Below are 13,748 nucleotides of genomic sequence, written 5' to 3'. Positions count from 1 at the left end.
CTTATGGCTCGTCGATGTCCGTTCCCGGCGCCAGAACGATCTCGCGCCCTTCGCACAACGCCTCGGCTCGCGTGCTGAGTTCGCTGGCCACGTCCGCCAGATGCCGCCGCAGGGTGTCGGCAAGCACCGACTCGGGTTCATGCGACGGCCGCAACATCTCTACCGGAAATTCGATGGCCGGAGCCACGCGATACAGGCGCTGCGCCTGCTCATGGGCACTGGCCGCCGTGAATTGATCGAGCAGCGCGTAGCCCAGACCGTGCTCAACGAGCGCCGCCGCGAGCGAATAGGTCTGCACCATCACTTCGGCGTCCTGCAGCAACTCGGTCTGCTCCAGACGCTCGTTGATCAGGGCACCGAGCGGCGTGTCATCGTGCAGCTTGATGAGATCGCGCCCGGCGAGCGCTTCGGCACTGGCCGGCCCCCGTCGCGAGAGCTTCGGCCACGCCGCGGGCACCGCCAGCACAATATGCCCCTGCGCCACCGGACGGCTCACGATGCCGGCCGCCATCGGCGGGGCCGACACGATGCCCACGTCGACCGACGAGGTGAGGATCGCCGTGATCATCTCGGTCGTGTGGTGCGTAATGAGTTCGAAGACCACGTCTGGATGCGCGCGCCGCATGCGCTCGATGGCGGCAGGCAACAGGCTCTGCGCAAGACTCGGTGTCGCGGCAATGCGCAGATGACCCACGCCATGCTGGCGTAGATTGCGCGACGTGGTACGCAGGCGTTCCAGATCACTGAAGATGCGTTCGACATCGGGATAGAGGCGACGCGCTTCGGCCGTCGGCACGAGTCGGCCCTTGACGCGGTCGAACAGCTTGAAGCCGAGTTGCTGTTCGGCGTGTTGCAAGACGCGCGAGACGACGGGTTGCGACACGTTGAGCAATTGCGCGGCGCCGCTGGCCGAGCCCGTCAGTACCACTGCGCGAAACGTCTCGATATGCCGCAATTTCATGCCTGACGTTGTCCCCGTGTCGCGAAAAGCGGATCGGCGGTGGTGCCGACCCTATAGCCAAAAGACATATGCTGCCTCAAATCCGCATAGGTTACCGAATTTTCTCGCCCTACACTGCGTAGCAAAGGTAGGGGGAAAACACGGCCGCGAGGCCTCGCGCTCCACGCCGAATATTTTCCCGCCTTGCATTCCCTGACGTTTTTGGTTGTCATTCATCGCTATGCATATTGGAGTCATCGGGGCAGGCATCGTGGGCCTCGCCAGCGCGTATGAACTGCTGCGCGCAGGCCATGCGGTCACGGTCATCGACGCCGGACGCGGTCCGGGTCTGGCGACAAGTTTCGCCAACGGTGGCCAACTGAGCTACGGGTACGTGTCGCCACTGGCCGCCCCCGGCGTACTTTCGCAGTTGCCCTCGCTGCTGTTCTCTCGCACCGGGCCGCTGCGCATCAAGCCGTCGTTCGATCCGGACTTCTGGCGCTGGTCGATCGCATTCGTCAAGCATTGCAATGCGCAGGCGAACGCCAGCTCCACATTGCGTTTGCTCTCGCTCGGCCTGCACAGCCGCGCGGTAATGCAGGAATTTCTGGCGCGGGAATCGGTGTCGTTCGATTACCGTCTGAGCGGCAAGCTCGTGGTGTACCGCGATGCGGACAAGCTCGCCGCCGCCGAACGCTCGCTCGAACTGGCCAACGGACTCGGCTACACACAGCGTCGGGTCGACGCCGCGACATGCGCCATGCTGGAGCCCGCCCTGGCGACGATCGCCGGTGAGCTGGCCGGCGGCATTCACACGCCGGGCGAAGGCACCGGGGACTGCCAGTCGTTATGCATGGAACTGGCGCGGATCGTCGGTGCGCACGCCGACGGCAAGTTGCTGTATGAACGCGAAGTGACCGGCTTCGATGTGCGTGGCGGCACGGTGCGGTCGATTCGCACACGCATGGGCGACGTGGCCGTCGATGCCTGTGTCGTCGCCAACGGCCTGGCGGCGATGCCGTTGCTGCACAAGGTCGGTGAGTCGGTGTCGCTTTACCCGCTCAAGGGCTACAGCCTGACGTATCGCCACGCCCCGGTCGACGCGCGCCCGCAGGTATCGGTGACGGACGCCGACAACAAGGTCGTCTACGCCAGCCTCGGCGAGCATCTGCGAGTGGCGGGCATGGCCGACCTCGTGGGGTACGACTATCGCATCGCGGCCCGGCGCATCCAGGCGCTGCGCACGCTCTCGGCGGCGTTGTTTCCCGCATTGGCCGGCGAGGGGCCCCCGCTGGAATGGACCGGTATGCGACCGGCCACGCCGCACGGCCGCCCGATCCTCCAGCGCGCGGATACGTTGGACAATTTGTGGCTGAACGTTGGCCATGGCGGATTGGGCTTCACGTTGTCGATGGGCGCGGCGCGCGTGATTGCCGATGCCATCGGCGGCAAGCGTCCCGCGGTCGATCTGGCAGGGTTTGCCCGGCTGGCCGCGTGAATCGCGTTGATCGAACATAGCCGGCCTCCCGGGTCGATCGCCGTCATGACACGGGGCGTTATGGAGTATTGCGGGGCGTCGTTTCCGTGGGGAACAGCGGAAGGACGTGTCGGGTTGTACCAGTGTTTTTGGCAGTTGACATACCAACGGCGCGGACCACCGTGCCATTCACTTCCGATAGGACAGAGACCATGAAGAAGCTGTTTGCTCCCCTGCTGCTCGTCAGCGCCGCCGCCGCCCTGTTCGCGCACACCGCGAGCGCGCAGGAACTGACCGGCACGCTCAAGAAGATCAAGGACACCGGCGTGATCGCGCTCGGGGTGCGGGAGTCGTCGATTCCGTTCTCGTACACGGACAACGCCGGCAAGACGATCGGCTACTCGCAGGAAATCGCGCTCAAGATCGTCGACGCCGTCAAGAAAGACCTGAACCTGCCGAACCTGAAGGTCACGGAAACGCCGATCACGTCGCAGAACCGTATCGCGCTGGTGCAGAACGGCACGATCGACCTGGAATGCGGCTCGACCACGCACACGTTCGAGCGCGAGAAGCAAGTAGGCTTCTCGCACAACATCTTCCTGTACTCGATCAAGATGATCGCCAAGTCGGGCTCGGGCATCACCGATCTGAACAGCCTCAAGGGCAAGACGATCGCGACGACCGCCGGCACGACCGCCGATCGGATTCTCTCGGGCAAGAAGGGTGAGGTCGGCTTCAACCTGATTCAGACGAAGGATCACTCGGACGGCTTCCTGACCGTCAAGCAAGGCCGCTCGGTGGCCTTCGTGATGGACGAGCCGTTGCTCTACGGCCAGCGCGCCGCCCTGTCGGCCGACGAAGCCAAGGGCTACGAAGTCGTCGGTCCGAACCTCCAGTTCGAAAACTATGCGTGCATGCTGCGCCACGATGATCCGGCGTTCACGAAGGTCGTCGACACGGTCATCGCCAAGATGGAGAAGTCCGGCGAGATGGAGAAGCTGTACAACAAGTGGTTCATGGAACCGGTGCCGCCGAAGAACCAGAATATGCACTATCCGATGACGGCGGAAATGCGTGCCATGTTCAAGGATCCGATCACCAAGGCTTACGACTGATCCTGTCGGACGCCGTGCGGGGCGGGGCCACGGCCCCTGCCCTCGCGCGCGATCCCGATGTTTGCCGTTCCCGTTGAATGATGGTCATCACCATGAACTCGCACGCCACGCTCGGCATCCTCGGCGGCATGGGCCCCGCCGCCGGCATCGACCTCTGCCGCAAGATCGTCGATCAACATCCGGCCCACCGCGATCAGGATCACATCCCGTTCATTCTCTACTCGGTTCCCCAGATCCCCGACCGCACCGAGGCGCTATTGCGCGACGGTGCTTCACCGCTGGACGGTATGCTCGACGGCGTTCACGCGCTGGAGCAGTCCGGCGTTGGCTGCATTGCCATTGCCTGCAACACGGCCCATGCCTGGCTTGACGCACTGCGTCATCGAACCCGGCTGCCGGTGCTCGATGTGGTCGAAGCCGTCGCGGGCGAGCTGGCCCAATGCGTCGCGCCGGGCGCGCTCATCGGCCTGATGGCCACCGAAGGCACCCACCACGCCAACGTCTACCGGCCACGGCTCGAAGCGCTGGGCTATCGTTTCGTTCAGGTTGCCGAACCGCTTGCGCACCAGGCGCTCGTGAACGAAGGCATCCGGCTGACCAAGGCCGGGGAGAATCGTCGCGGCGGCGAGGCCCTGGCCATGGCGTTGGAGACCCTGCTGGCAGCCGGCGCGCAACGCGTCATTCTCGGCTGTACGGAAATCCCGGTGGCGCTGGCCACCTGTGAAACACCGCTGGGCCGCTTCGGCCTGGACGCCTCGGCCGCCCTCGCGCGCGCCTGCATCGCCTGGTCGCTCGCGCACGAGACGCCCACGGGAAAATCGCGCCAGTGAATGTCCCGATGTGCGGAAGTGCCATCTGACGGGCAATTCCAAGGAAATACCGGCGGCAGGCCAGCCGCCGCGCAGGAATAATCCCCGATCGCCTTGTCAGAAAAAAACCTACGCGAGAAAACGTGTGGAAAGTGGCATGAATCGGGGATTCCCGCTACCAAATTCGCTGGCGTCTTTGGCTATAATGGCCCACAATCCATCGGACACCTGCCGGACCAAGGTTCGGCCATGAGCGCGTTTGCCTGAACGGGGAAGCACATGGGTCGCAGCGCGCTCGACGTGATGCATGCACAGACAACAACAATGAGTTCAGATCGACTCCCCGCCGGCGTCCCTTTGGTCGAACCTTCGACCTTGGCATCGGCAATCGCCGAGGCTCACGCCGCGGTGCCGGCCCCGGCATTGTCCCGGGCGCTGGTCGAGCTGACCGGCGGCCTCTCGGCGCACGTTGCTGCCGACGGCCGTTTCCTTTTCATTGCCGAAGCCTCCCTGCGCCTGCTGGAATATTCGCGCGAGTACACCGATCACGCCACGCTCTTCGAGCTGACCGGTATCGAAGATGTGCCGACGCTGCAGGATGCCTTCTCCGCCGCCCAGATGCTCGGTCCCCAGCAGTGCACCGTGCGCCTGCTGCGCGGTCTGACGGACCGGGTCTGGATGCGTCTGCGCATTGCCCAGTACACGCCCCGTATCGCCGGAACGAGCGCAACGTTCGTCGTGCACGGCGAGGACATCACCGCGTTCAAGGAAAACGAAGCACGCCTGTCCGATCTGGCGGTGCGCGATGCGGTGACCGGGCTGGGGAATCGTCAGTACATTCATCAATGCATTACCGAAGCCATCCAGCACGCGCGTGAAGGCGGGCCGAACTTTGCCGTCGCCCTGCTCGACCTGGACGGCTTCAAGAAGGTCAACGACTCGCTCGGCCACGACGTGGGCGATCAGCTCCTGTGCGACGCTGGCCAACGCCTGATCGCGCAGATCCGCGAGACGGACATGGCCGCGCGCATGGGCGGCGACGAGTTCGTGCTCGTGCTGCCCGGCTGCGACGACGAACAGGCGCTTGGCGGCATCATGAAGCGCCTGCTCTCGGCGGTGCAGCAACCGTTCCAGATTGGCGACAAGTTGCTGCACCTCACCACGAGCATCGGCGTGTCGTTTTATCCGCGCCATGGCGACTCGGCCGGCCTGCTGATCAAGCACGCCGACGCCGCCATGTACTGCGCGAAGGATCGCGGCCGTAACGGTCTGTTCGTCTATACGGACGATCTGGGCGACTTGCACCGCAAGGCGTTCTCGCTCGAATCGGCAATGTTCGAGGCGATTCACAATGGCGAATTCAGCCTGCACTACCAGCCGATCTGCGATCCGATCTCGCTGAACGTGAAGGGTGTCGAGGCGCTCATGCGCTGGCATCCCGCGCTCGGCCCGGTGTCACCGAACGAATTCATTCCGCTGGCCGAGGCCAATGGCCTGATCAACCTGCTGGGCGGCTGGGCGTTACGCGCCGCCTGCATGCAGCTCGCGCGCTGGGATCGCACCCGGCTCGACGGGCTGTACATGTCGGTCAACGTCTCGGCACAGCAATTTCACCATCCGTCGTTCCCGAGCCTGGTCTGGCAAGCGATTGCCGATTCGGGCGTGGAAGGGCACCGGTTGGTGCTCGAAATTACCGAGAGCGTCCTGATGCGCGACCCGGAACAGGCCAATCTGGTGCTGCGCGAGTTGCAAACGCTGGGCGTGCGCTTCTCCGTCGACGATTTCGGCGCGGGCTACTCGAGCCTGGGATACCTCAAGCGTTTCCCGCTCTCCGCGCTCAAGATCGACCGCAGCTTCGTGAAAGACATGCCCACGTCATCGAATGACCGTACGATTGTGACGGCAGTCCTGGGACTGGCGCGTGAGCTGGGGCTGTCGGCGGTCGCCGAAGGGGTCGAGACAGAAGAACAACGGCAGATGCTGATCGAGCGCGGCTGCCATTCCATCCAGGGCTGGCTGGTGTCGAAGGCCCTGCCTGCGGGAGAACTGGAGGCGGCCTTTGCGAGCGGGCGTCTCAATGTGGATGCCGGCCACTGACCGGATAACCCCGCTACCATGAGCCTGACCAAAGAAAAAACGCTCGAATTGTTGTGGCAGCGCCTGGCTGAGCGCGGCGAATTTCCGTCGCTGCAGCGCTCCGTCAGCGGCATCGTGAGCGCCATGCAAAGCGAGAGCACGAGCACGGCCGACCTGGCGGCGTCGGTGCTATCCGACTTCGCCCTCACCCAGAAAGTGATCCGCCTGGCCAACTCCGCCATGTATGCGCCGTTCGGCTGCAACGTGACGACGGTCTCGCGCGCCATCATGATTCTCGGTGTCGACACGATCGGCCACCTCGCCCTGAGCCTGAAACTGCTCGAGGGTTTCGGTGAAGTCGCCGCACAGCGCGACGACATGGCCCGCGAACTTGCGCGCGCCACGCTCGCCGGGGCGTTCGCCCGTGACATCACCGCCAAGAATGGCATTCGCGACGGCGAGGAAGCCGTAGTCTGCACCTTGCTGCACCATGTCGCACGACTGCTCGTGACCTATTGCTTCCCGGCCGAATGGGGGGAAATCCAGACCCTCGCCGCAGCGCAAGGCATCAGCGACAGCGACGCCTGCGAACAGGTGCTCGCCATCTCGTTCCCGGAGTTGGCCGAAGCGGCGGCCCGCAAGTGGGGCTTGCCGGAGTCGATCGCGACGAGCATGCGTCCGATCGATCTGGAGGGCGACGCCCCGCTCTCGCATAGCGATTGGCTGTGTGCGGTGGCGAACATGTCCAACGAGATGGTGACGGAACTCACGCGCGGGGCCGACCCGGAGCGTCTGGCCGAATTGGCGGAGCGCTATGCCGACCGTCTCGCGCTGGACGTGCGAGACGTGGTGTCCGTGGGCGAAGAAATGGTGCGCGACACGAGCCACCAGGAATTCATTGCGATCAGCACCAAGGCGTCGAGCACGCGCCAGCCGCCGGCGGGCAAGCCGCTGGACTCGGCGCGACGTCTGGCAGACGGTCTCTCGGAAGTGCGGGCCGCCACGGGCGAGACCGACGCGGTCGGTCTGCTCAACCTGACGCTCGAAGCGATCATGCAGTCGCTGGGTTTCGCCAACTGCGCGGCCTTCGTGCGCGTGCCGGCGGGCAAGTCGTTCGAGCTGCGCTTCGGCATCGGCCGCGACGTGCAGCCCGCGCTGGGCCTGTCGTTCCCCGAAGCCTTCGAACCGGACGTCTTCCATCTGGCTCTGACCAACGGCCGCGCGATTCTGATCGACAACGCTCGCGAGCCGCGTATCGTGCCGCGTATTCCGATGTGGCACCGTGAGCATTTCTCGAACGTGAAGTCGTTCTTCCTGCTGCCAGTTCGCCAACGTAACCAGACCGTGGCACTGCTTTACGGCGACTGGGGCGGCACGCTGTGCGCGGGAGGCATCGGCGCGAAGGAGCTGGAATTCCTGCAGCACATGGGCAACGAGATCTCCAGCAAGCTCGATAGCGTGGCACAGCAAAGCGGTGGCGCGGGCATTACCGCCAATGCCGGCGATATGCTCGCCCGCAAGGCCTCCGGCACAACCGGCACACGCTGAGCCGCGCCGCCTTACGGCGTTGTGGCGGGGCGATATCCCGGTATCGCACTGTCGCCGAGATTCATACGTCAGTTGCAATCTTTAGTATTGCGGATTCGATATGATCCTCGGCGCGCGGCCAACGGCCGCCGCACAGCTCGGTACGATTCGCACGCGTCCGAACGCTTCGCGGCCCCTCCCGCCTGTCACGCCCCCGCAACGTCTGAGCCATACGTCGTAAGGCTTTCCGGGAAGTCGCCCGCTGCGGCGCCAACCGGCGTACCCTGTCACGATGCCTCAATTTTTCTCCATGACGCCCCGCCGGGGGGCGAGCACGACGCACCCCACACCATCCGCTCTGCATTTTTGACGGCACTCGCTGCGCCTCGGTAAAAAATTTACGCTCGGTTCCACCATGTAAATCGATTCGTACCGTCGGACCAGGAGAAGACATGACGCAATCTGCTGCTGCACCGGTGCATCCGGTCGACGAGCGCCTGCCGCTCCCCAAGTTGTTCACGCTGGGACTGCAACACGTACTGGTGATGTATGCGGGGGCGGTGGCGGTACCGTTGATCGTCGGCGGTGCGCTCCACATGTCGGTCGATCAGGTCGCGTTTCTGATCAACGCCGATCTGTTCGCCTGCGGGATCGCCACCTTGATCCAGACACTCGGCCTGTGGATCTTCGGCTTGCGTCTGCCGATCATGATGGGGGTGACGTTTACCGCCGTCACGCCGATGATCGCCATCGGCACGAATCCCGATCTCGGGTTACTCGATATCTATGGCGCGACCATTGCCTCGGGCCTGATCGGCATTCTGATGGCACCGCTCATCGGCAAGCTGCTGCGGCTGTTCCCACCGGTGGTGACCGGGACCGTCATCACGGTGATCGGGATCTCCCTCATGGGCGTGGGCATCAACTGGGCGGCGGGCGGCTTCGGCAATCCCGATTACGGCAATCCGCTCTATCTGGGCGTGTCGTTCGCCGTGCTCCTGTGCATTTTGTTCATCACCAAGTACGTGCGCGGCTTCTTCGCCAACATTGCGGTGCTGCTGGGCATTCTGTTCGGCACGATCGTGGCGATGGCGCTGGGCAAAGTGTCGTTTGCGGGCGTATCCGACGCGCCGTGGTTCGGCTTCGTCATGCCGTTCCATTTCGGCGTGCCACGCTTCGATCCGGTTGCCATTGCGACGATGACGCTGGTCATGCTCGTGACGTTCATCGAATCGACCGGCATGTTCCTGGCGGTGGGCGACATTGTCGGCCGTCCGGTCGACAGGAAGACGCTGGTGCGCGGCTTGCGCGTCGATGGGCTGGGCACGATGATCGGTGGCATCTTCAACACGTTCCCCTACACCTCGTTTTCGCAGAACGTGGGGTTGGTCGGCGTGACCGGGGTGAAGAGCCGCTGGGTGTGTGCCATGGGGGGCCTGATCCTGATCGCGCTGGGCTTGTTTCCGAAGGTGGCACACGTGGTGGCGTCGGTGCCGCAGTTCGTGCTGGGGGGCGCGGGCATCGTGATGTTCGGCATGGTGACGGCCACGGGGGTGAAGATTCTCTCGACGGTGGACCTGTCGAAGAATCGTTACAACCTGTACATCATCGCGATCAGTATTGGCGTGGGGATGATTCCGGTGGCGTCGGACAAGTTCTTCATGAAACTGCCGCATGCACTCGCCCCGTTCTTCCACAGCGGCATTCTGCTCGCGTCGATCAGCGCGGTGCTGCTCAACGCGCACTTCAACGGCCTGCGCAGCGAAGCCGAAGCGAGCGCCCTCGCGCAAGCGGCCGGCAAGCAGGCCGACGCCGCGCATTGAGCAATGGCATGACATCCGTCGACGCGCGACGGCAACGGCTGACGTGTCGTTGGGGGGAGCATCACGCCGTAGCGAGAAGATCCCGGGCACGTCGCTTGATGTCGCGCAGCACATCGGCCATGTTGGCGCGTGCGATCTCGGCATCGTACTGATTTTGCAGATTGAGCCAGCTCTGTGCATCCACGCCGAAGAACGCCCCCAGGCGCAGCGCCGTATCGACGGTAATCGCACGCTTGCCCAGGACAATTTCGTTGATGCGGCGAGGCGGCACGTCAATGGCCCTCGCCAGCGCATATTGAGAAAGCCCCATCGGGCCCAGCCAGTCCTGCGCGAGAATCTCGCCCGGCGTCGCCAGGGGTACTTGTCGGGTCATCTTCGGCCTCCGTCGACCTTTAGCAGAATCCGCAGAATTATCGGAACGCGCCCGCCCATCCGATCAGTGGTAATCCACGATCTCGACGTCCGAGGCGTTGCCCGCGTCGAAGCGAAAACACAAGCGCCACTGATCGTTGATACGAATGCTGTACTGCCCCAGGCGATTTCCTCTCAGCGCCTCGAGCCGGTTACCCGGCAGTGCGCGCGAGAAAGCGAGTGTCGCGGCGGCATGCAATTGCTGAAGCTTGCGCATGGCGGGGGGCCGGAGACACCCCATCCTATCGAAGTCCCCTTAGTGAAAGTTCCGACTCGAGATCGTGAGTTCGCCGAGCATCGACGAGAGATCGACCAGACGATGCGCCACCAGATGGGTCACGCGCTCCTCGCGTTGCCATACCCCTTCCACCCCCAATAAGGACGACGCCAGCAACGCCGTGCGCTGCGATTCGACCAGATCGGGCCAGACAATCACGTTGATGACGCCCGTTTCGTCTTCCAGCGAGACGAAGACCGTGCCATTGGCCGTGCCCGGGCGCTGCCGTCCCGTCACAATGCCCGCCGTGCGCACCCGGCGCCCGTGCACGCCCTCGGTCTGCAAATCCCTCGCCGTTCGCACCCGCATCCGGGTGAGCGTCTCGCGCAACAGCAGCAGCGGGTGACGCCGCAGCGTCAGCCCCGTGCTTGCGTAATCGGCCACGATGTCCTGCCCCTCGGCCATCGGCGGCAGCGCCACCTGCTCGTCGGCACTGCCCGGCACCGCGTCGCGCAGCACCGTCGCCCCCAGCAGCGGCGTGGGTGGCTGCCATGCGGCGACCGCCCAGCGCGCCTGCCGCCGACCGCCGAGCAACGCCGACAGCGCGTCGGCAGCCGCCAGGGCGTCGAGGTCCCGACGTGACAACGCAGCCCGCGCGGTCAGATCGTCGATGTCGGTAAACGGTCGCTGCCGACGCGCACGCTCGATCGCGCGCGCCCCGTCGTCGGACAAGCCCTTGACCAGCGACAGCCCTAGCCGCACCGCCGGCCGGCGGGCATTGCCGTACCGCCCGATGCGCGCCTCGGGACGCGACTCGACATCGCTCACGCAAACGTCGACCGCGCGCACCTCGACATGATGCCGTCGCGCATCCTGCACCAGCTGCGACGCCGAATAGAATCCCATCGGCAAACTGTTGAGCAACCCGCACAGGAACATCTCCGGTGCATGACACTTGAGCCACGCACTCGCATAGGCGAGCAGTGCGAAGCTTGCCGCATGACTCTCCGGAAAACCGTACTCGCCAAAGCCCTCGATCTGGCGGCAGATGGCCTCGGCAAACTCGCGCGGATAGCCGTTTTTCAGCATCCCGTCGATAATGCGGGTCTGGAATTTCTCGAGCCCGCCCTTGCGTTTCCAGGCCGCCATCGAACGACGCAACTGATCGGCATCGCCGGCCGAGAAATCGGCGGCGATCATCGCGATCTGCATCACCTGCTCCTGAAAGATCGGCACGCCCAGCGTGCGCTCGAGCGCCGCCTTGATCTCCTCGCGCGGATAGACCACGTCCTCCTTGCCCTGCTTGCGACGCAGATACGGATGCACCATCCCGCCCTGAATCGGCCCCGGCCGCACGATCGCCACCTCGATCACCAGGTCGTAGAACTTGTCCGGCTTCAAGCGCGGCAACATGCTCATCTGCGCACGCGACTCGATCTGGAAGACACCCACGGTATCGGCACGACGAATCATGCCGTACGTCGCCGGATCGTCGCGCGGAATGTCCGCCAGCGAGATCGGCTCACCGCGCCATTCCCCCAGCAGATCGAGCGTGCGGCGCAACGCGCTCAGCATGCCGAGCGCCAGCACATCGACCTTGAGCAGCTTGAGCGTCTCGATATCGTCCTTGTCCCACTGAATGACGTAACGCTTGTCCATCGCCGCCGGCGCAATCGGCACCAGGCGCGAGAGCTTGTCGCGCGAAATCACGAAACCGCCCACGTGCTGCGACAAATGCCGGGGAAAGCCGATCAGCCGGGCGACCAGATCCGCCCATAGCCGCGTGGTCGGGGCGTCGGGCGACAACCCTTGTGCCGCCATGCGCGCGAGCAGATTCTCGCGACCGTCCCACCACTGCTGACTCTGCGCGACCTGCTCGACAATCGACAGATCGATGCCCAGCGCCCGCCCCGTGTCGCGCACCGCACTGCGCATGCGATACGAAATCACCGTCGCAGCCAGCGCCGCCCGGTCGGTGCCGTACTTGTCGTAGATGTACTGGATCACCTCTTCGCGCCGCTGATGCTCGAAGTCCACATCGATATCGGGCGGCTCGTTGCGCTCCTTCGACAGAAAACGCCCGAACAGCACCTGCACCTCGTCAGGATTGACCGCCGTGATTCCCAGGCAATAGCACACCGCCGAGTTGGCCGCCGACCCGCGCCCCTGGCACAGGATGTTCTGGCTGCGGGCGAAACGCACGATGTCGTAGACCGTCAGGAAATACGGCTCGTACGCCAGCTCCCGGATCAGCGTCAGTTCGCTTTCGATGAGACGACGCACCTTCTGCGGTACCCCGTTCGGATAGCGCCGCGCCGCGCCGGCCTCGACTTCCTGATGCAAATACGTCACCGGCGTATGCCCGGCGGGCACCAGTTCCTCGGGATACTCGTAACGCAGGCTGCGCAGATCGAAATGGCAACGCGAGGCGATGGCAATCGTTTGCGCCAGCGCGTCCGGCGGATAGAGCCACGCGAGCCGCAACCGCGTGCGTAGATGCTGCTCCGCATTGGCGGCGAGCGCCAATCCGCAGGCCTGCACCGGCTTGCCCAGTCCAATGGCGGTGAGCGTGTCCTGCAACGGCTTGCGCGAGCGCACATGCATGAGGACATGGCCGGTGGCGACGAGCGGCACGTCGCACTCGGCGGAGATCGCCCGCAGCCGGGCCAGATGCGCGTCGTCGTCGGCTCGGTGATGGCGTTCGAGCGCGAGCCACACGCGTCCTTCGCCGAACGTCTGTGCCGCCCAGCGGGTTTGGGCCAGCGTGCGCTCGGGACTCGCGCCGGTCTCCGGCACCAGGATCATCAGGCACCCCGGCAGACCCCGCAGATGCGCCTGCCCGGTTGCCGGCGCGCTGAAGTCTCGCGCGTGCAACCGATAACCGCGCTTCGGGCCGCGCATGCGACCGAGTGTAATCATCTCGGAAAGATTGCCGTAGCCTTCGCGGTGCTGCGCAAGCGCGACCAGATGCACACTGCCCAGCGCGGCTGCGCTGTCCTCGGGCGTCAGACGAAACTCGCTGCCCACGATCAACGACACCGACGGATACTGCACCGCCTCGGCCAGTGCGCGAACGACACCGGCCAGCGAGCACTCGTCGGTCATCGCCAGCGCGGTGTAGCCCAGGTGCGCGGCCCGCGCGATCAGTTCCTCCGGATGCGACGCGCCACGCTGGAACGAGAAATTCGACAGGCAGTGCAGTTCGGCATAGGCAGGCAGGCTGCCGTCGTCGGCCGCACGCGGATCGGGGGGCGCCGCCGGATCGGCGCCGGCCGCGTCGGCACGCTCATCATTGGCGGCCAGCCCTTCGGTCGGGCCTTGCCACGGCAGGAAATCGTCGACATTCATCGCAC

At 64.7% G+C, this 13,748-nt stretch carries 9 protein-coding genes and 1 pseudogene; 6 read left to right on the top strand and 4 right to left on the bottom strand.

Features of this window, described 5'->3' with window-relative positions; genetic code table 11:
- Window position 1: 1 nt before the first annotated feature.
- Window positions 2-961, bottom strand: a complete 960-nt coding sequence (locus tag PanNE5_RS14540) for a LysR family transcriptional regulator (protein WP_261938211.1) — start codon at window positions 959-961, stop codon at window positions 2-4.
- 220 nt (window positions 962-1,181) lie between these two features.
- On the opposite strand from PanNE5_RS14540, the gene PanNE5_RS14535 reads away from it, so the two are divergent.
- The 6 genes from PanNE5_RS14535 to PanNE5_RS14510 all read left to right on the top strand — a co-directional run bounded on the left by PanNE5_RS14535 (window position 1,182) and on the right by PanNE5_RS14510 (window position 9,767).
- A complete protein-coding gene (locus tag PanNE5_RS14535) occupies window positions 1,182-2,438 on the top strand; it encodes a D-amino acid dehydrogenase (RefSeq protein ID WP_261938210.1) in 1,257 nt (418 codons plus the stop codon).
- Between the two features lie 191 nt (window positions 2,439-2,629).
- A complete protein-coding gene (locus PanNE5_RS14530) occupies window positions 2,630-3,532 on the top strand; it encodes a transporter substrate-binding domain-containing protein (RefSeq protein ID WP_017231796.1) in 903 nt (300 codons plus the stop codon).
- 77 nt (window positions 3,533-3,609) lie between these two features.
- Window positions 3,610-4,362: an aspartate/glutamate racemase family protein gene (locus tag PanNE5_RS14525; RefSeq protein WP_083902162.1), complete on the top strand. Its 753-nt coding sequence runs from the start codon at window positions 3,610-3,612 to the stop codon at window positions 4,360-4,362.
- Between the two features lie 354 nt (window positions 4,363-4,716).
- Window positions 4,717-6,438: a putative bifunctional diguanylate cyclase/phosphodiesterase gene (locus PanNE5_RS14520; protein ID WP_198288636.1), complete on the top strand. Its 1,722-nt coding sequence runs from the start codon at window positions 4,717-4,719 to the stop codon at window positions 6,436-6,438.
- Window positions 6,439-6,456: 18 nt separating this feature from the next.
- On the top strand, window positions 6,457-7,965 hold the full coding sequence (locus PanNE5_RS14515; protein ID WP_017231793.1) for an HDOD domain-containing protein: 1,509 nt from the start codon (window positions 6,457-6,459) through the stop codon (window positions 7,963-7,965).
- Between the two features lie 431 nt (window positions 7,966-8,396).
- Entirely contained in the window at window positions 8,397-9,767 is a 1,371-nt protein-coding gene (locus PanNE5_RS14510) for a nucleobase:cation symporter-2 family protein (RefSeq protein WP_017231792.1), read from the top strand.
- 61 nt (window positions 9,768-9,828) lie between these two features.
- On the opposite strand, the gene PanNE5_RS14505 is transcribed toward PanNE5_RS14510, so the two are convergent.
- The 3 genes and pseudogenes from PanNE5_RS14505 to PanNE5_RS14495 form a co-directional block, all read right to left on the bottom strand.
- A complete protein-coding gene (locus tag PanNE5_RS14505; RefSeq protein ID WP_017231791.1) occupies window positions 9,829-10,140 on the bottom strand; it encodes a HigA family addiction module antitoxin in 312 nt (103 codons plus the stop codon).
- A 63-nt stretch (window positions 10,141-10,203) separates the two neighbouring features.
- Window positions 10,204-10,401: pseudogene (locus PanNE5_RS14500) on the bottom strand (type II toxin-antitoxin system RelE/ParE family toxin); the annotation flags it as partial.
- Between the two features lie 33 nt (window positions 10,402-10,434).
- Window positions 10,435-13,743, bottom strand: a complete 3,309-nt coding sequence (locus tag PanNE5_RS14495; RefSeq protein ID WP_261938209.1) for an error-prone DNA polymerase — start codon at window positions 13,741-13,743, stop codon at window positions 10,435-10,437.
- Between the last annotated feature and the right edge of the window lie 5 nt (window positions 13,744-13,748).

This window comes from Pandoraea sp. NE5, from assembly GCF_024363545.1.
GTDB lineage: Bacteria > Pseudomonadota > Gammaproteobacteria > Burkholderiales > Burkholderiaceae > Pandoraea > Pandoraea cepalis.
The sequence above is the reverse complement of the archived record's forward strand: the minus strand, read 5'-3'. Positions and strand labels throughout refer to the sequence as shown.

What these genes read in the sequence shown, in the direction of transcription:
- PanNE5_RS14540 (WP_261938211.1), bottom strand. Translation starts at nt 961, where the DNA reads ATGAAATTGCGGCATATCGAGACGTTTCGCGCAGTGGTACTGACGGGC.
- PanNE5_RS14535 (WP_261938210.1), top strand. Translation starts at nt 1,182, where the DNA reads ATGCATATTGGAGTCATCGGGGCAGGCATCGTGGGCCTCGCCAGCGCG.
- PanNE5_RS14530 (WP_017231796.1), top strand. Translation starts at nt 2,630, where the DNA reads ATGAAGAAGCTGTTTGCTCCCCTGCTGCTCGTCAGCGCCGCCGCCGCC.
- PanNE5_RS14525 (WP_083902162.1), top strand. Translation starts at nt 3,610, where the DNA reads ATGATGGTCATCACCATGAACTCGCACGCCACGCTCGGCATCCTCGGC.
- PanNE5_RS14515 (WP_017231793.1), top strand. Translation starts at nt 6,457, where the DNA reads ATGAGCCTGACCAAAGAAAAAACGCTCGAATTGTTGTGGCAGCGCCTG.
- PanNE5_RS14510 (WP_017231792.1), top strand. Translation starts at nt 8,397, where the DNA reads ATGACGCAATCTGCTGCTGCACCGGTGCATCCGGTCGACGAGCGCCTG.
- PanNE5_RS14505 (WP_017231791.1), bottom strand. Translation starts at nt 10,140, where the DNA reads ATGACCCGACAAGTACCCCTGGCGACGCCGGGCGAGATTCTCGCGCAG.
- PanNE5_RS14495 (WP_261938209.1), bottom strand. Translation starts at nt 13,743, where the DNA reads ATGAATGTCGACGATTTCCTGCCGTGGCAAGGCCCGACCGAAGGGCTG.